Source organism: Roseospira navarrensis, from assembly GCF_009601025.1.
GTDB lineage: Bacteria > Pseudomonadota > Alphaproteobacteria > Rhodospirillales > Rhodospirillaceae > Rhodospira > Rhodospira navarrensis.
On the sequence record NZ_WIVE01000043.1, the window covers coordinates 1 to 18,549 of the forward strand.

An 18,549-nucleotide genomic window follows, 5' to 3' on the forward strand; every position below is an offset into this window, starting at 1 on the left:
TGGGGCGCGCCCCACGGATGGGCATGCAGGTGCGCCCCCTCGTGCAAAATTTCCAGACATCAGGTTACACAGCCTGGCGGCGGCGGGCCATCAGGCGGAGGCGATCCTCGACGAGGTGCGGACGACCCACAAGGGCAAGTATATCCTGGCCGTGGAGGGCAACCCGCCCCTGGCCGACGGCGGCGTCTACTGCATGCCGGGCGGACGCCCCTTCAAGGACACGCTGACCGAGATGGCGTCGGAGGCCATGGCGGTGATCGCGTGGGGGTCCTGCGCCTCCTGGGGATGCGTGCAGGCGGCCAAGCCCAACCCCACACAGGCGACGCCGGTGCACGAGGTCGTGACCGATACGCCGGTCATCAAGGTGCCCGGCTGCCCGCCCATCGCCGAGGTGATGACGGGCGTGCTGACCTATGTGGTCACCTTCGGCCGCCTGCCGGCGCTGGACCGCCACGGCCGGCCGAAGATGTTCTATTCCCAGCGCATCCACGACAAGTGCTACCGCCGGCCGCACTTCGACGCCGGCCAGTACGCCGAATCCTGGGACGACGAGGGGGCCCGCAAGGGCTACTGCCTGTACAAGCTGGGGTGCAAGGGGCCGACCACCTACAACGCGTGCTCGACCGTGCGCTGGAACGAAGGGGTCTCGTTCCCCATCCAGTCCGGGCACGGCTGCCTGGGCTGTTCGGAACAGGACTTCTGGGACAAGGGGCCGTTCTACAGCCGGCTGTCCACGCTCGACCCGCTGCCGGTCGAGGGCGACGCCGACACCCTCGGCCTGACCGCCGCCGCCGTGACCGGCGGGGCCATCGCCGCCCACGCCGGGGTCAGCATCATCAAGACCGCGCGCGACAAGAAGGACGCCGCCGACGCCCGCGCCGCGCATGAGCAGGACAAGAGCTGACACCCGGGCGTTGATCCCCGAACGGCCGCCCAGACGAGGAACGCTGACCCATGAGCACGATGAGCACGCCGAACGGCTTCACTCTGGACACCGCCGGCCGCCGCGTGGTGGTGGACCCGGTCACCCGGATCGAGGGCCACCTGCGCCTGGAACTGAACGTCGATGACGACAACGTTGTGCGCAACGCGGTCTCGACCGGCACCATGTGGCGCGGCCTGGAACTGATCCTGAAGGGCCGCGATCCGCGCGACGCCTGGGCCTTCACCCAGCGCATCTGCGGCGTCTGCACGGGCACGCACGCCCTGACCTCGGTGCGCGCGGTCGAGGACGCGCTGGGCATCGACATCCCGGCCAACGCCAACACCATCCGCAACATCATGCAGTTGACGCTGTATGTGCACGATCATCTCGTTCACTTCTACCATCTGCACGCGCTGGACTGGGTGGACGTGGTCTCGGCGCTGTCGGCGGACCCCAAGCAGACCTCGGCGCTGGCCCAGTCGATCTCGTCGTGGCCGATGTCCTCGCCGGGGTATTTCCGCGACCTGCAGGGCCGGCTGAAGGCGTTCGTGGACTCCGGCCAGTTGGGACCGTTCCGCAACGCGTACTGGGGTCATCCCGCGTACCGGCTGCCGCCCGAGGCCAACCTGATGGCCGTCGCGCATTACCTGGAGGCGCTCGACTTCCAGAAGGAGATCGTGAAGATCCACGCCATCTTCGGCGGCAAGAACCCGCACCCCAACTGGCTGGTCGGCGGGGTGCCCTGTCCCATCAATCTGGACGGCACGGGGGCGGTCGGCGCGATCAACATGGAGCGGCTGAACATGGTCGGCTCCATCATCGACCAGAGCGTGGCCTTCATCGAGCAGGTCTACATCCCCGACCTGCTGGCCATCGCCTCGGTCTACAAGGACTGGATGCACGGCGGCGGGCTGTCGTCCATGAACCTGCTGTCCTACGGCGACATGCCGGCGCGGCCCAACGACTATTCCGCCGACAGCCTGATGCTGCCGCGCGGGGCCATCGTCGGCGGCGACCTGTCCACGGTGCACGAGGTGGACCTGAAGGATCCGCAGCAGATCCAGGAGTTCGTCATGCACTCCTGGTACCGCTATCCGGACGAGAGCCAGGGCCTGCACCCCTTCGACGGCGTGACCGAGCCGGCGTTCCAACTCGGTCCCAACACCGACGGCGACGCCACCCGGATCAACGCCGTGGACGAGGCGGCGAAGTATTCCTGGCTGAAGGCGCCGCGCTGGCGCGGCCACGCCATGGAGGTGGGGCCGCTGGCCCGCTTCGTGATCGGCTACGCCCAGGGCAAGCCGGAGTTCAAGGAGCCGGTGGAGGCCACCCTGCGCCATCTGGACGTGCCGGTCTCGGCGCTGTTCTCGACGCTCGGCCGCACGGCGGCGCGCGGGCTGGAATGCCAGTGGGCCGCCCACGCGCTGAAGGCCGAGTTCCAGACGCTCATCGCTACCCTCAAGGCCGGCGACACCGCGACCGCCAACACCGACCTGTGGGCGCCCTCGACCTGGCCGAAATCGGCCCGGGGCGCGGGCTTCACCGAGGCCCCGCGCGGCGCGCTCGGCCACTGGGTCGAGATCGAGAACACCAAGATCAAGAATTATCAGTGTGTGGTCCCGACCACCTGGAACGGCTCGCCGCGCGATCCGGCCGGCAACATCGGCGCGTTCGAGGCCGCCCTGCTGGACACCCCCCTGCACGACCCCGAACAGCCGCTGGAGATCCTGCGGACCATCCACTCGTTCGATCCCTGTCTGGCCTGCTCGACCCACGTCATGACCCCGGACGGCCGCGAGCGGTCCAGCGTCGTGGTGCGCTGAGCCGGTGCCGCAAGACCCACCCACAAGGGAGGACGCCATGGCCATCCGCACCGGCCGGGACATCCACGCCGCCGACGCCGCGCCCGAGGACGCCTCGGTGGACCGCACATCGATTTACGTCTACGAAGCCCCGCTGCGCGCGTGGCACTGGATCAACGCGCTGGCGATCACCGTGCTGGCGGTGACCGGCTATCTGATCGCCAACCCGCTGCCCAGCGTGCCGGGCGAGGCCTCGGACTCGTTTGTCATGGGCACGACCCGGTTCATCCATTTCAGCGCCGGCTATGTGCTGGCGGTGGGCTGGATCTTCCGCCTCTATTGGGCCGTGGTCGGCAACAGCCACGCCCGCCAGTTGTTCAAGATGCCGCTCTGGAGCCCGACCTACTGGAAGGGCGTGCTGTGGGAGGCGAGCTGGTACGCCTTCATGCGCACGGAGCCGAAGAAGTACGTCGGTCACAACCCGCTGGCCCAGTTCGTCATGTTCTGGGTGTTCATGCTGGGCATGTTCTTCATGATCGTCACGGGCTTCGCCCTGTATTCGGAAGGCACCGGACAGGATAGCTGGCAATCCGCGCTGTTCGGCTGGGTGTTCGACATCTTCCCGAACAGTCAGTCCGTCCACACCTGGCATCACGTCGGCATGTGGGTGTTCGTGATCTACACCATGATCCACATCTACGCCGCCGTCCGCGAAGACATCCTGTCCCGTCAGTCCATGATCTCGACCATGATTTCGGGCGAGCGCATGTTCAAGGATAACCGGGATGACTGAGGCGAGCGTCCGACCATCGGGTCCGTCGGGTGACGGATCGAGCGGTTCGGGCGGCGGGCGCCAACCGGACTCCCTCCCCTGGATAGGGGAGGGGCGGGGTGGGGTTGATGCGCCGCAAGACAAGCCTGTGTCCGCAGTGACTTCGCCCTCCCGACCTCCCCCCTCCGGGGGAAGGGGTTTGGATCGCGCCCATCGATCCGACTCGCGCGAACGGAAGGACACGAGGGCGGAAAGACAAGAGGGCGGAATGACCGACGATCAAACGAACCGCACCCTGGTCCTTGGGATCGGCAACCTGCTGTGGGCCGACGAGGGCTTCGGGGTGCGCTGCGTGGAGGCGCTGCACCGCCACCACATCCTGCCGGAGGCGGTCACCCTGATGGATGGCGGCACGCAGGGCCTCTATCTGGTGCAGCACGTCCGGGCGGCCGACGCCCTGCTGGTGTTCGACGCCGTGGACTACGGCCTGACGCCCGGCGAAATGATCGTGGTGCGGGGGGCCGACGTGCCCCGCTTCACCGGCGCGAAGAAGATGAGCCTGCACCAGACCGGCTTTCAGGACGTGCTGTCGGCGGCCGACCTGATGGGCGGGGCGCCCGCTCGGCTCACCCTGATCGGTGTGCAGGCGGCCGACCTGGAGACCTGGGGCGGGCCGCTGTCCGAGCCCGTGCGGGCGCGGCTCGACGAGGCCGTGCGGCTCGCGGTGGCGGAACTGGCGGCCTGGGGACTCGGCGCCCCGATCCGGCCGGATCCGTTGCCCGAGGGCGCGGCCGGCCTGCTGGCCCCCGGCCTGGACCTGGCCGCGTTCGAGGGGCGCCCGCGCGCCTTTCCCCCCGCGTGATCCTGATCGGACCGCAAACACAGGACCCGTCCCATGTGCCTCGGCCTTCCCATGCGCATTCTCGAAACCCACGGCACGGTCGCGCTCTGCGCCGGGCGCGACACGGCGCGCGCCGTCTCCCTGGCGCTGGTGGACGATCCGCCCGTGGGCTCCTGGGTGCTGGTGCATCGCGACACCGCCTTCCAGACCCTGACGGACGAGGAGGCGGCCCAGATCGACCGCGCCCTTGATGCCGTGATGGAGGTTCGGGCCGGCGGCGCGGTGGATCACCTGTTCGCCGATCTGGTGGACCGCGAGCCGGAACTGCCGGCCCATCTGCGGCGGGAGACCCTGTCATGAGCATCGCGCCCCCCGAGGGCCCCCCCGGAGACTGGGCCGCCGGCCCCGCGCTGCCGGCGCCGGGGACCCCGGATCCCGCCGCGCCCGGCGCGCTGTCCGCCTCGGTCGCCCGCGCCCGCGCCCTGGCCGAGGCCGAAGCCCTGGTGTCCCGGGCCCCGGAGGCGCTGGCGCTGGTGGAGGCGCTGCTGGACGACCTGCGCATGCGCGCCGTGCCCGCCCCGGATGCGCCGCCGGACCCGCTGCCGAGCGTGTTCGACCTCACCGACATCGGGCCGGACGGACTCACGCTGCTGGATCAGATCCTGGGCACGGGCGAGGTGTCCGGAGAGGTGCGCGAGCCCGATGGCGGCACGGTCGCCGTACAGGAATCCGTTCTGACGGGCGTGTGGCGCCTGCATCGGCGCGGACCCGACGGGCAGTCGCGCCGCCGCTGGATCGAGGCCGGCCCCATGCCCCGGGTGGTTGCGGCGGCGCGCGGCGGGCGCGCGGCCTCGGACCTGGCGTTGGACGAGACTCCCCCCACCGGCACGATGGCGGCATGGCCCCTGCTGTCCGAGATCGTCGGTCGGGCCGCGGCCCATAAGCCCGGGCGGCCCAACCACGTGGTCACCCTGTCGCTGCTGCCGGTGAATGCCGCCGACCTGGCCTGTCTGAAGGCCACGCTCGGCCCGGGCCCCGTGACGCTGCGGGCGGGCGGCTACGGCACCTGCGACATGGATCTGAGCGGCGTGGATGGCGTGTGGTCGGTGCGGTTCCTGAATGCCTCCGGCACCGTGATCCTGGACACGCTGGAGGTGGGGGGCGTGCCCGCCGTGGTCGCCGCCGCGCCGGAGGACTTCGCCGACGCCGCCACCCGGCTGGCCGAGATCCGGGACGCCTATTTGTAATCCGGATCGGCATCTGACGATGACCGCCAAAGCCTGTCGCCGGTCCGCACCACGCCCACACGGAAACGGGGCGGGGCTTGCGCCCCACCCCGTCGGGTCCGGCTCATGGGATCAAGAGAGCGCGATCAGTTCGCCTTGGAACTGGCGTCGATGTGCACCGAAACGCGACCGGCGTGCATCTCGCGATCCTGATCCTCCTCATCGACCGAGATCATGCCGGAGGCGCTCACCACGTCGTCCGTCTCGATCTTCACGCGACCGACATCATCCAGCGGGTTGTCGCCGAGACGGTTCACGTACACGTCCACTTCGCCGAAACGGTCGGCCACCGTGAAGGTGCCGGCCTGCTCATTCACGGCCGTCACCCGGCCGTTCACCGTGGTGTCACGCGGATAGTCATACATCTCCGCCATGGCGGCCCCGCCGATGATGGTCGTGGTGGCGGCGGCCATCGCAATCGTCTGAATCGTGCGTTTCATGGCGTCCTCCTTTCGTCTGGTCCATCTGTGGTCCAGCCTGCCGGGCTTCGTGAAGGTCTCCCCGACAGGGGCATGCCCAGACAACGAGTGGAGGGGGGGGCGTCGTTCCAGACGTTTTTGCCCTTTTTTATGTGGGGGACTGATCGAGACGGCCCGGCCCATCACGTGAGGTCATAGGCCGGACGGCCGGACGGATCAGGTCGGCGCGCCGAGAGAGGTGCCGTTGCCCTTGGTGACGGCATAGATGCCGCGCTGGCCGGGCACGGGCTTGAAGTGCTCCGAGATGCCCAGCACCGTCTCGGCGCCGCCCAGGTAGAGCACGCCGTCGTCCGCCATGATCTGGGAAATGCTCTGCAGCACCTTGCCCTTGGTCGGCTGATCGAAATAGATCAGCACGTTGCGGCAGAACACCACGTCGAAATGGCCGAGGGCGCGCAGGTCGCCGAGCAGGTTCCATTCCTTGAACGTGACCATCGACGACACCGACGGGTCGATGACCCAGTTCTCGTCCTTCTTCTTGAAGTACTTGACCAGCAGGGTCATGGGCATGCCCCGCTGCACCTCGAACTGGCTGTACGCGCCGGCGCGCGCCTTCGCCAGGATCTCGGTGGACAGGTCGGTGCCCACGATCTCCACGCGCCAGCCGGCCAGCTTGGCCGCCTCCTCGCGCAGGATCATGGCCAGCGAGTATGGCTCCTGCCCCGAGGAGCAGGCCGCCGACCAGATACGGAACGACTTCTTGTTCGCCCGCGCCTTCAGCAGGTTGGGCAGCACGATGGAACGGAACTGGTCGAAGGGCTTGTTGTCGCGGAAGAAGAAGGACTCGTTGGTGGTCATCGCCTCCACCACGGCCTTCTCGACCGTGGTATCGCGCTTCCTCACCAGGGCCAGCAGGTCGTCGAGTCCCTTCAGCCCGCGCTTGCGAGCAAGCGGCATCAACCGGCTTTCCAGCAGGTAGGCCTTGTCCTTCGTCAGGACCAGCCCGGACCGCTCCTTCAGGAGCTTGGCAACATAGTCGAAGTCGTCCGGTTTCATGACATCAGCGCTTGCTTGCGATTTTCGAAATGTAGGGGCCGATCTCGCCCACAGGCAGAACGGCCGTGCACAACCCCGCCTGCGCGATCGCGCCGGGCATGCCCCAAACGACGCTGGTCGCCTCGTCCTGGGCCACGATGGTTCCGCCCGCCTCCACGATCATCGCACCCCCCTTGGTGCCATCCGATCCCATTCCAGTCAGTACCACGCCCAGCACGCGACGGCCATAGACGCGCGCCACGCTGCGGAACATCGGATCGACGGCGGGACGACAGAAGTTCTCCGGCGGGTCCTGGTTCAGGCGAATGATACGGTTCGCGCCCTTCGTGTCCACGACCATATGATAATCGCCCGGTGCGACATAGACGTGGCCGCCCACAATGGTCTCGCCGTCCTTCGCCTCGTGCGCCTCCATGCCGGACGCGCGGCTGATGTGCCCGGCCAGGATGGTGGTGAAGGTGGCCGGCATGTGCTGGGTGATGAGCACCGGCTGGCGCACGCCGCCGGCGGCTTTCAATCCGCCCAGAACGGTGAACAGGGCCTGCGGCCCGCCCGTCGAACTGCCGATGGCGATGACGTCAATGGCCTCCTGCACGCGCGGCGGCCGACGCAGCACCACCGTCGGCGCGGGGCGCAGGGTGGGCGTCGCGGCCGGCCGGGCCTGTCCCGGCGCGCGGGCGGTCGGGGCCGCCGGGGCGCCGCCGCGCGCCCGGGTCGGCGTGGCCGGTGCGGGCGCGGCCCCGCCCCGACGGAACCGGCTTTCGCGGCGATGCGCGGCGCCCAGCGCCCGGACCTTGGCGACCAGATCGCGCTTGAACTCGCTTTCGCCCGTGATCTCGCGCGACGCCACCGGCTTCGGCACATAGTCCGCCGCGCCGGCCTGCAGCGCCTGCAGGCTGATCTCGGCGTTCCGCAGCGTCAGTGTGGACGCCATGATGATCTTCAGGTTCGGATTGCGCGCCAGCAGCTTGGGCAGTGCGGACAGGCCGTCGAGCACCGGCATCTCGATGTCGAGCACGATCACCTCGATGTCGTGGCGTTCCAGGGCCTGAACGGCGAGCTGGCCGTTGCTGACCGAGGCCACCACGGTGATGTTCGGATCCTCGGACAGCATGCGGGACTCCAGCCCGCGCACCACCGCCGAATCATCGACGATCATCACGCGCAAGGGATCGTCTTCGAACTCGTTCGTTCCGCGACCTGTCCTGCCGAACGTTGAAGCTGCCAATCCGGAATCCTCTGTCGTCTCGCGTGCGGCGGCGCTGCCCCGGCCGTGTCCGCCGGCCATGCCAACGGTCCGGCCCTGAGAGGGGGCGGGGTCTATTCCTCGATCAGACCGACCTGGGCGAACTTCGCCTGGAGGATTTCGCTGTCGAACGGCTTCATGATGTACTCGTTCGCGCCGGCCTCGATGGCTTCCTGGATATGCTCGATATCGTTCTCGGTGGTGCAGAACACGACCACCGGCGCATCGCCGCCCGGCAGGGCCCGCAACTGTCGCAGAAACTCGATCCCGCTCATGACCGGCATGTTCCAGTCCAGCAGCACGGCGGAGGGCAGGTGATCCTTGCAGATGTCGAGTGCGCTCTGGCCGTCCTCAGCCTCCTCGGTCTCGAAACTCAACTCCTGCAGAATTTTCTTGGCCACCATCCGGATGACCTTGGAGTCGTCCACGATCAGGCATGATTTCATGACGAACCTTCGTTTGCCGCGCGCTCAGGAGGGGCCGGGGCCGATCCCGTCCGGACCAGCCCGGATCGGGGTGCGGCCGCGCTCAGCCGGGCCGGCGTGTCCCGGCCCGCGCGTTCAACCCGCTCCCTGTGTTAAAGGCCAAATCGGTTCAACCGTCAAGGATCGCGCGCGTCGGCTCGGAGTGCTGAATCCGGATGACAGGGCTGCCATGGTCCGGGCCTCCGCACGTGATCCTTCGCGCCCCAAGGGCGCTCAGGACGACACATTCTATAAAAAGTGTGGCATCCTGAGGGAGCGGCGCGACCGAAGGATCTCGGAAGACGGGTTACCCCCCTCGGTGTCACAGGGCGACAATCCAGGCTCGGAGCCCCGTGCGTCGGTGGTCGGGGCGCGACAGGGCGCCCTTGAGGCCGACCGACGCCGACGGGCGGCGCCTAGGCCGCCCCCGCCAGCGCGGCCTTGATCGCGGCCAGGGCCTCGCCGGCCTTGTCGGCGTCCGGGCCGCCGGCCTGGGCCATGTCGGGCCGGCCGCCGCCGCCCTTGCCGCCCACGGCGGCCGAGCCGGCGCGCACCAGCGCCACGGCATCGTGCGTGCCCTTGAGGTCGTCGGTCACGCCAACCACCAGCGAGACCTTGCCGTCGGCGGTGTTGACCAGGGCCACCACGCCGGAGCCGATCTGCTGCTTGATCTCGTCGGCCATGCCCTTCAGGTCCTTGGCCGGCACGTCCTGGAGCAGCCGCCCGGCAAAGGTCACCCCGGCCACGGTCTCGTCGGCGGGGGCGGCGCCGCCCCCGCCGCCGCCGAGCGCCAGCTTCTTGCGGGTGTCGGCCAGCTCCTTCTCCAGCCGCTTGCGGTCCTCCAGCAGCGCGGCGACGCGCCCCGGCACCTCGGCGGGCGAGGCCCTGAGCGCCTCCGCGACCTGGGACAGCATGGCGTCGCGCTCGTTCAGCCAGGACAGCGCGGCGTCGCCCACCACGGCCTCGATCCGGCGCACGCCGGCCGAGACCGCGCTCTCGCCCACGATCTTCAGCAAGCCGATATCGCCGGTGCGGCCCACGTGGGTGCCGCCGCACAGCTCGACCGAGAACACGGGCTTGCCGGTGGTCGCTTCCATGACCCCCATGGAGACCACGCGCACCTCGTCACCGTACTTTTCGCCGAACAGGGCCATGGCGCCGGCCTCGATGGCGGCTTCGGGCTCCATCAGGCGGGTGGTCACGGCCTCGTTGGCGCGGATCTGGCTGTTGACGATGGCCTCGACGCGGGCCGTCTCCTCGGCCGTCAGCGGCTTGGGATGGCTGATGTCGAAGCGCAGCCGGTCGGCGGCCACCAGCGAGCCCTTCTGCGTGACGTGCGCGCCCAGCACGCGGCGCAGCGCCTCGTGCAGCAGGTGGGTGGCCGAGTGGTGCGCCCGGAGCGCCGAGCGGCGCGAGCCATCCACGTCGAAGCGCGCCTCGTCGCCGACCGAGACGGCGCCCTCCTCCACCGTGCCGATGTGCACGATCAGGTCGCCCAGCTTCTTCTGGGTGTCGCGCACCCGCACGCGGCCCTTCTCGGGGATCACGATCACGCCGGTATCGCCCATCTGGCCGCCGGATTCCCCATAGAACGGGGACTGGTTGGCGATGACGGCCACCTCGGCGCCGGGGGTGGCCGCCTCGACCGGGCTGCCGTCCACCACGATGGCGGTGATCTGGCCTTCCGCGCTTTCGGTGGCGTAGCCCAGGAAGTCCGTTCCGCCCAACTGGTCGCGCAGTTCGAACCAGACCTTTTCGGTGGCCGCGTCGCCGGAGCCGGCCCACGCCTTGCGGGCCTCGGCGCGCTGGCGCGCCATGGCGGCCTTGAAGCCGGCCTCGTCCACGGCCATGCCCTGGCCGCGCAGCGCGTCCTGCGTCAGGTCGAGCGGGAAGCCGTAGGTATCATACAGCTTGAACGCCACCTCGCCCGGCAGGGTGCCGCCCTCGGGCAGATGCGCGGTCTCGTCGGACAGAAGGCGCAGGCCCCGGTCCAGCATCTGGCGGAAGCGGCTTTCCTCCAGCTTCAGGGTTTCGGTCATCAGCGCCTGGGCGCGCTCCAGCTCGGTGAAGGGCTGGCCCATCTCCTTCACCAGCGCGGGCACCAGCTTGTACATAATCGGATCGCGCACACCCATCATGTGGGCATGACGCATGGCCCGGCGCATGATCCGGCGCAGCACGTAGCCGCGCCCCTCGTTGGAGGGCAGCACGCCGTCCGCGATCAGGAAGCCGCAGGCGCGGATGTGGTCGGCGATGACCCGGTGGCTGACCTGATGCGGCCCGTCCGGATCGGTGCCGCCGGCGGCCGCGATGGCCTCGATCAGGTTGCGCATCAGGTCAATGTCGTAGTTGTCGTGCTTGCCCTGCAGCACGGCGGCGATACGCTCCAGGCCCATGCCGGTGTCGATGGACGGCCGGGGCAGATCGACGCGCTCGTCCTTGGTGATCTGCTCGAACTGCATGAACACCAGGTTCCAGATCTCGATGAAGCGGTCCCCGTCCTCGTCCGGGCTGCCGGGCGGGCCGCCGGGGATGTGCTCGCCGTGATCGTAGAAGATTTCCGAGCACGGACCGCACGGGCCGGTCTCGCCCATGGACCAGAAGTTGTCCGAGGTGGGGATGCGCAGGATCCGGTCATCGGGAAGACCGGCGACCTTGCGCCACAGGCCGGCGGCCTCTTCGTCGGTGGAATGCACGGTGATGAGCAGCCGTTCGGCCGGCAGGCCGTATTCCTTGGTCACCAGCCGCCAGGCGAAGTCGATGGCCTCTTCCTTGAAGTAGTCCCCGAACGAGAAGTTGCCCAGCATCTCGAAGAACGTGTGGTGCCGCGCGGTGTGGCCCACGTTGTCCAGATCGTTATGCTTGCCGCCCGCCCGGACGCACTTCTGCGAGGTCACGGCCCGGTTGTACGGCCGCGTCTCGTTGCCCGTGAACACGTTCTTGAACTGCACCATGCCCGCGTTGGTGAACATCAACGTCGGATCGTTGAGCGGCACCAGCGGACTGGAGGCGACGTGCTCGTGGCCTTCGCGCTTGAAGAAGTCGAGGAAGGTCTGGCGGATCTGACTGGTGGTCTGCATGGTCTGACTGGGTCCGTAACACCGTGCGGGGAACGCCGGAAGCGGCCCGCGCTTTTACCGCGCGGGCGCCCCCGGAGTCCAGGTGAGGCGCGGAACAGGACGGGTCAAGCGTCCAGATAGTCCCGGCACAGCACCTCGGCGATCTGCACGGTGTTCAGCGCGGCCCCCTTGCGCAGGTTGTCCGAGACGCACCAGAACGACAGGCCGTTTTCCACCGTCGCGTCATCGCGGATGCGCGAGATGTAGACCGGGTCCTCGCCGGCGCATTCGGCGGGGGTGACGTAGCCCTCGGCCTCGCGCATGTCCACGACCGTGATCCCCTCGGCCTTGCGCAGCACGGCGCGGGCGCTTTCGGCGTCAATGGGCTTCTCGGTCTCGATGTTGATGTATTCCGCATGGCCGATGAACGACGGAACGCGCGCGCAGTTGGCGTGGACCTTGATCTTCGGATCCAGGATCTTGCGCGTCTCCACGTTCATCTTCCATTCCTCCTTGGTCGCACCGTCGTCCATGAAGACATCGATGTGCGGAATGGCGTTGAACGCGATCTGCTTCGGGAAGTTGTCCTGGTGGTCGCGCCAGGGCTGGTTCATGAAGATGCCGCGCGTCTGGTTGAACAGCTCGTCCATGGCCGACTTGCCGCCGCCGGACGTGGACTGATAGGTGGAGACCACCAGCCGCGTGATCCCGAACGCCGCGTGCAACGGCTTCAGCGCGACGACCATCTGGATGGTCGAGCAGTTCGGGTTGGCGATGATGCCCTTCTTGCGGAAGCCGGCGATGGCCTCCGGGTTGACCTCGGGCACCACCAGCGGCACGTCCGGGTCCATGCGGAACTGCGAGGTGTTGTCGATCACGACGCATCCGGCCTTGGCCGCGCGCGGCGCATGGACGGCCGAGACCTTCGCGCCGGGCGACGACAGAGCGATGTCCACGCCGGTGAAGTCGAACTTCTCCAGGTCCTGGATCTTCAGCACGGCGTCTTCGCCGTACGAAACCTCCTGCCCGGCGGAGCGCGACGAGGCCAGGGCGATGACTTCCTTCGCCGGGAATCCGCGCTCGGCCAGAATGGCCAGCATCTCGCGCCCCACGTTGCCGCTGGCGCCGATCACCGCCACGCGGTAGCCGCCTTCTCTGTACGCCATCAGATTTCGAGTCCCTTGTTCCGGTTCCGGTGCTGTCATATCAACGGCCTCTGCCGAGGACCGTTGAAGTCCGTGGCCGGCCCTCTCCCCCACCCGGCCATCCCACGCGAGTCTCCTGCGGGTGGCCGGGTGGGCGAGAGGGCCGGTGCCGCCATGGCACCGCTTCGCCGGTGCCATGCGTTCAGGGAGGGGCGCCCGTGCGGGCTCTCCCTCCTCGCATGCAAAAAACGGGGCGAGCCGTGTCCGCGGCCCACCCCGTGTCTGAAACCACCCGCCCGGCCCCGGACGGGTGCCTGTGGTCAACGGTCCTCGGAGCGCGCCAACTGGTCGCCGTCCTCGCCGGTCTGAGTGCGAGCCTGCTCGTCGGTCCAGTCCGCAAAGGTCATGGGCGGTGCGCCCGCCTGCTGCACGCGCGGCCCGGCCTCGCGGTAGAAGTAGTGATCGCCGACCCGCGTGGCGAACTCCAGCCGGCCGCTCCAGCCCGGGTCCACGTGACGGTTGTGGTACCACAGAGCACCCCCGGTCAGGTCGCTGATGGCATTGTTGCGCATCAGGAGCGACTTCGCCAGCAGGACCGAGGCGCGCCAGGCGGCCGCCTCGTGCGGCGTGTCGGAGCGGCCGTCGCAGTTCCACGAGAACTGGCACAGGCGCGGCTTGGTCGAGCGGTTTTCCGTCACCACGCCGCAGATGCTTGCGGGGAACCGCGGGTCGCGGGCCCGGTTCAGCACGACCTGCGCCACCGCCACGCGGCCGCGCGTGCTCTCGCCGCGCGCCTCCCAGTAGTCATTGAGCGCCAGGCAGATCAACTCGTCCCTGGGGACGACCATGTTGGCCCAGTCGATCCGGATGTCCGCCGGGATGTCGGCGCCCGGCGCCAGGGCCTGGGCGCGCGGCACCAGTCCCCCGGCCACCAGCAGGACTGCGAGAAGCAGCGCCGGCAGACCGCCGAGGATCCGGCGAACGGGGCGTCGTGTGGCATCCATGGTCAGCGTGACCCTCTCGAAGCTGTCGCGGACCCAAAGGCTCCACGGAAAAGCGCGGCCCATCGGGCCTGCGAAAAAATGGTGAATCGGACCCTGGAAGCCCGAACGATGCCGTTCGGCTCTTCCCTGGCTCGCACCCGATCACCCTGGTTGCGGCGGCGACGCGGCCGCCCTCTGATCCGGACGTGGCCCCTCTGGCCTCTGACGGGCCGGGCTGGTCATTGTCCGGACGATCCCCGCCGGATCGCGCCCATGGAACCGGGACGCGGACCGGACAGGGGGGGGCGTTCCTGCCCCATGCCCGTGCCGTGACGCCGCGTTGGCCCGCATGGCGGGCTCTGATGGACGCGGCGTCACAAGCAGACTGCTCTAGGTATCCACCTGGACGGCCCGGCGCAACCCCCATGCTGCACCGCAGCATTGTTCCGGGCCCGGACAGGAGGCGGGCCCCTTTCCTTCACGCGGCGGAAAAAAAGATTTGATGAAAATGTGTTCGGGCGCGACCCTGACCCGGCGCCCCTCCAACACAAGAGTGTTTACGGCAACGAATTCTCGAAATAGGCGCGGCGTTTCAGGCCGGGCCGTGGCGCAAGCGCCACACACTTTTTCGGGTTTTTCCTCTTTAAACCGCCCAATAATGGGCCTTTCATCGAATCGACGGGTCGCCCCCCCAGTCCCTCAGGCCCGCGTCGCGGCCGGGTCACCCGTGCTCCCACCCCAGCCGGGTCGTCCCCCCCGACAAAACAGGGTGATCCGGTCCGTCGGCTGGAATGACCCAACGTCTGCCTGGCCCCGCCCCGTCCCCTCTCCGCCGGGGGCGGGGTTTTCGCGTGCACACCATACGAGTCAACAACCAGATCGCCCCTTTAGATTGCTAATGACTCTTTTTGCGAATCATAGGAGTATCCCGACCCCACAGAGCGGCGCCACGCCGCCGTCCCGTCAGTGCGTCCCCCGCCACACCCGCCACCGCCCATGTCGCCCGCCGATCCGTCCAGCGCCCCCGACTCCACCGGGCCCGACGACGCCCCGTTGCGCCGCTTCATCGCCCGCTGGGCGCCGGCGGAAGCGGCCGAGCGGGCGTCTTACCAGGCGTTCCTGACCGAACTGGCGCAGGTGCTGGACCTGCCGGCCGTGCTGTCCGAGGGCATGCCGGGCGCCGACGCCTACCGTTTCGAGAAGGCGGTGCGGGTCCATTCCACCGACGGCGGCATCACCACGCGGCGCATCGACCTGTACCGGCGCGACACCTTCATCCTGGAGGCCAAGCAGGGCGCCAGCGCCCGCGCCGCCGACAGCCCCGACGCGGGCTCGACCCCCGGCCATCCCCCGCAGAGTGACCTGTTCGGCGACACCGTCTCGGCCCGCGCCCGCCGCAAGCGCAACGTGGCCCCGCGCGGCACCCCGGCCTGGGAACGGGCCATGCACGCCGCCTTCATGCAGGCCTCGGCCTATGCCCACCACCTGCCGGAGGACGAGGGCTGGCCGCCGCTGCTGATCGTGGCCGACATCGGCTATTGCTTCGACCTGTACGCCAACTTCTCGCGCAACGGCCGGGCCTATGCCCCGTTCCCGGCGGCGGGGCGCAACCGCATCCACCTGACGGACCTGCTGGACCCCGCCCCGCGCGAGCGCCTGCGCCTGGCCTGGACCAACCCGGATGGGCTCGACCCCGCCCGGCGCACCGAGAAGGTCACGCGCGAGGTCTCGGCCCGGCTGGCGGACCTGGCGCGCTCGCTGGAGGCGGCCGGGCACGCGCCGGAGGCCGTCGCCGCCTTCCTGATGCGCGGCCTGTTCACCCTGTTCGCCGAGGACACCGGCCTGCTGCCCGAAGCCAGCGTCACCACTCTCCTGCGAAGCCACCGCGACGCCCCGGACACGCTGGTCCACATGCTCGCCGCCCTGTGGCGCGACATGGACACGGGAGCGGCTTTCTCGGCGGCCATCGGGGCGACGGTGCGGCGATTCAACGGCCACCTCTTCCGCGACCAGACCCCGCTGCCGCTGACCCGCGACCAGATCGACCTGCTGATCGAGGCGGCGGCGGCCGACTGGCAGGACGTGGAGCCGGCCATCTTCGGCACCCTGCTGGAACGCGCCCTGGACCCGCGCGAGCGTCACCGCCTGGGTGCCTACTACACCCCCCGGGCCTATGTGGAACGGCTGGTGGCGGCGACGGTCATGGAGCCCCTGCGCGACGAGTGGGACACGGTCAAGGCCGCCGCCGAACGCGCCGCGTTGGCCGACCGCCCCGACGAGGCCCTGGCCGAGATCCAGGCCTTCCACGCCCATCTGTGCGCGGTCAATGTGCTGGACCCGGCCTGCGGCACGGGCAACTTCCTGTATGTGGCGCTGGACCTGATGAAGCGCCTGGAGGACGAGGTTTGCGCCGCCGCCGCCACCTACGGCGAGCGGCAATGGAGCCTGCGCGCCCACGGCCTGGAGGTGTCGCCGCAGCAGTTCCGGGGCCTGGAGGTCAACCCGCGCGCCGCCGCCATCGCCGACATGGTGCTGTGGATCGGCTACCTGCAATGGCACCGGCGGGCATTCGGCCGCGCCAATCCGCCGGACCCGGTGCTGCACGACTACGGCAACATCCGGTGCCGCGACGCCCTGCTGGTCTGGCGCGACCGGCGCCCCCGCATCGACGCGGCGGGCCGCCCGGTGACGCGCTGGGACCGGCGGTCGTATCGGATCGACCCGGCGAGCGGCCATCGGGTGCCGGACGAGACGCAGCGGATCGGGGATCACGTCTACGTCCAGCCGGGCCCGGCGCCCTGGCCGCCGGCGGACTTCATCGTCGGCAACCCGCCGTTCCAGGGCGGCAAGGACCTGCGGGACGAACTGGGCGACGGCTATGCCGAGGCGCTGTGGGCGGTCTATGGCAAGGCCCTGCCGAACGCCGCCGATCTGGTCATGTACTGGTGGCATCGCGCGGCCGAACTGACGCGGGCCGGCAAGGTGCGGCGGTTCGGGTTCATCACGACGAATTCCATGTCCCAGACCTACAACCGGCGCGTGGTCGAACGCCACGTCGGGCACCGCCAGCCGCTGTCGCTGGTCTATGCCATTCCGGACCATCCGTGGGTCGATGCGGGCGAAGGGGCCGCCGTGCGCATCGCCATGACGGTGGGCGAGGCGGGCGACCGCCCCGGCCGCCTGCTGACCGTGACCGGATCCGCGTCGCGCGGCAAGGCGGGGCTGGGCCATCTGGTCAGCCTGTCCCAGCGGACGGGCAAGATCTGGTCCAACCTGCGCCTGGGGCCGAACCTCACCCTGGCCCGGCCGCTCCGGGCCAACGCGGCCCTGTGCTCGCCGGGCGTGAAGCTGCACGGGTCCGGCTTCATCGTCTCGCCGGAGCACGCCCGGACGCTCGGCCTGGGCACCCGTCCCGGAGTCGAGACCGTCATCCATCCCTATCTGAACGGCCGCGACCTGATGCAGCGCACCCGCGGCCGGATGGTGATCGACCTGTTCGGCCAGGACGCCGAGGCGGTGCGCGACCGCCACCCGGAGATCTATCAGCACCTGCTGGAGACCGTGAAACCGGAGCGGGATCAGAACAACCGCGCGACGTATCGAGACACCTGGTGGATCTTTGGCGAGCCCAGGACCGACCTGCGCCGCGCCCTGGACGGCCTGCCGCGCTACATCGCCACGGTGGAAACCGCCAAGCACCGGGTGTTCGTGTTCCTCGACGCCCGCGTGCGGCCCGACAACAAGCTGGTCGCCATCGGCCACGACGACGCCTATGTGCTGGGCGTGCTGTCCTCGCGCCTGCATGTCGCCTGGGCGCTGGCGGCGGGCGGACGCCTGGGCTTCGGCAATGATCCGGTCTACGTCAAATCCCACTGCTTCGACCGATTCCCCTTCCCGGCCGCGACGGAGGCCCAGGCGGCCCGCATCCGCGCGCTGGCCGAGCACCTGGACGCGTTGCGCAAGGACAGACAGGCCGCGCACCCGGACCTCACCCTGACGGGCCTCTACAACGTGCTGGAGGCCCTGCGCGCCGGCCGCCCGCTGACGGAGGCCGAGCAGGCCGTCAAGGATACGGGCACGGTGCAGGTGCTGCGCGAGATCCACGACGATCTGGACGGCGCCGTGGCCGAGGCCTACGGCTGGCCGGCGGGCCTGGACGACGAAGCCATGCTGGGGCGGCTGGTGGACCTGAACCGGGACCGCGTCGCGGAGGAGGCCAAGGGCCGGGTGCGCTGGCTGCGGCCAACGTTCCAGCATCCCACCGGCGCGACCCTGGCCGCGACGGAGGCGGCGGCCGAACTGGACCTCGGTCCGACGGAGCGGGCAGCCCCGCGCCCCTGGCCGAAGCCCACCCGGGCGCGCATCGCCGCCGTGCGGCAGGTGCTCGGCACGGCCGGCGGGCCGGTGTCTGTGGACCAGATCGCCGGCACCTTCCGCCGGGCGCGCCGCCGCGACGTGGAAGATCTGGTCGAAACCCTGGTGGACATGGGCCTGGTGCGCGCCAGCCCGGACCGCCGCCGGTTCGAGCCCCTGGCCACGCGCGGTTGACGC

At 69.5% G+C, this 18,549-nt stretch carries 14 protein-coding genes; 7 read left to right on the top strand and 7 right to left on the bottom strand.

Annotated elements, in window-relative coordinates:
• Positions 1-115: 115 nt before the first annotated feature.
• The 6 genes from GHC57_RS13040 (at position 116) to GHC57_RS13065 (ending at position 5,587) form a co-directional block, all read left to right on the top strand.
• Positions 116-904 carry a hydrogenase small subunit gene (locus GHC57_RS13040; protein WP_425500676.1) on the top strand — a complete coding sequence of 263 codons (789 nt, stop codon included), beginning with the start codon at positions 116-118 and terminating at the stop codon, positions 902-904.
• 50 nt (positions 905-954) lie between these two features.
• Positions 955-2,748, top strand: coding sequence for a nickel-dependent hydrogenase large subunit (locus tag GHC57_RS13045; RefSeq protein ID WP_153344933.1), 1,794 nt, complete (start codon positions 955-957; stop codon positions 2,746-2,748).
• A 37-nt stretch (positions 2,749-2,785) separates the two neighbouring features.
• Positions 2,786-3,520 carry a Ni/Fe-hydrogenase, b-type cytochrome subunit gene (cybH, locus tag GHC57_RS13050; protein WP_153344935.1) on the top strand — a complete coding sequence of 245 codons (735 nt, stop codon included), beginning with the start codon at positions 2,786-2,788 and terminating at the stop codon, positions 3,518-3,520.
• Between the two features lie 247 nt (positions 3,521-3,767).
• The gene (locus GHC57_RS13055) at positions 3,768-4,361 is read left to right on the top strand and encodes a HyaD/HybD family hydrogenase maturation endopeptidase (protein WP_153344937.1); all 594 of its coding nucleotides are present in this window, start codon (positions 3,768-3,770) and stop codon (positions 4,359-4,361) included.
• A 33-nt stretch (positions 4,362-4,394) separates the two neighbouring features.
• Entirely contained in the window at positions 4,395-4,700 is a 306-nt protein-coding gene (locus GHC57_RS13060; protein ID WP_153344939.1) for a HypC/HybG/HupF family hydrogenase formation chaperone, read from the top strand.
• On the top strand, positions 4,697-5,587 hold the full coding sequence (locus GHC57_RS13065; protein WP_153344941.1) for a hydrogenase expression/formation protein: 891 nt from the start codon (positions 4,697-4,699) through the stop codon (positions 5,585-5,587). The genes GHC57_RS13060 and GHC57_RS13065 overlap by 4 nt, the downstream gene beginning before the upstream one ends.
• Positions 5,588-5,712: 125 nt before the next feature.
• Here the strand turns inward: GHC57_RS13065 and GHC57_RS13070 are convergent, their stop codons facing one another.
• The 7 genes from GHC57_RS13070 to GHC57_RS13100 all read right to left on the bottom strand — a co-directional run bounded on the left by GHC57_RS13070 (position 5,713) and on the right by GHC57_RS13100 (position 14,019).
• The gene (locus GHC57_RS13070) at positions 5,713-6,066 is read right to left on the bottom strand and encodes an OB-fold nucleic acid binding domain-containing protein (protein ID WP_153344943.1); all 354 of its coding nucleotides are present in this window, start codon (positions 6,064-6,066) and stop codon (positions 5,713-5,715) included.
• A gap of 195 nt (positions 6,067-6,261) precedes the next feature.
• Positions 6,262-7,101, bottom strand: a complete 840-nt coding sequence (locus tag GHC57_RS13075) for a CheR family methyltransferase (RefSeq protein ID WP_153344945.1) — start codon at positions 7,099-7,101, stop codon at positions 6,262-6,264.
• A gap of 4 nt (positions 7,102-7,105) precedes the next feature.
• Positions 7,106-8,260 (bottom strand): protein-glutamate methylesterase/protein-glutamine glutaminase, encoded by a 1,155-nt coding sequence (locus GHC57_RS13080; protein ID WP_153344978.1) that lies wholly within the window; start codon positions 8,258-8,260, stop codon positions 7,106-7,108.
• 161 nt (positions 8,261-8,421) lie between these two features.
• Positions 8,422-8,793 (bottom strand): response regulator, encoded by a 372-nt coding sequence (locus tag GHC57_RS13085; RefSeq protein ID WP_153344947.1) that lies wholly within the window; start codon positions 8,791-8,793, stop codon positions 8,422-8,424.
• Positions 8,794-9,227: 434 nt separating this feature from the next.
• Positions 9,228-11,891, bottom strand: a complete 2,664-nt coding sequence (gene alaS / locus GHC57_RS13090) for an alanine--tRNA ligase (RefSeq protein WP_153344949.1) — start codon at positions 11,889-11,891, stop codon at positions 9,228-9,230.
• A gap of 104 nt (positions 11,892-11,995) precedes the next feature.
• A complete protein-coding gene (locus GHC57_RS13095) occupies positions 11,996-13,036 on the bottom strand; it encodes an aspartate-semialdehyde dehydrogenase (RefSeq protein ID WP_153344950.1) in 1,041 nt (346 codons plus the stop codon).
• Positions 13,037-13,335: 299 nt separating this feature from the next.
• Entirely contained in the window at positions 13,336-14,019 is a 684-nt protein-coding gene (locus GHC57_RS13100; protein WP_153344952.1) for a cell wall hydrolase, read from the bottom strand.
• Positions 14,020-14,994: 975 nt separating this feature from the next.
• Here GHC57_RS13100 and GHC57_RS13105 point away from each other — a divergent pair.
• On the top strand, positions 14,995-18,546 hold the full coding sequence (locus tag GHC57_RS13105) for a class I SAM-dependent DNA methyltransferase (protein ID WP_211369193.1): 3,552 nt from the start codon (positions 14,995-14,997) through the stop codon (positions 18,544-18,546).
• Positions 18,547-18,549 lie beyond the last annotated feature (3 nt).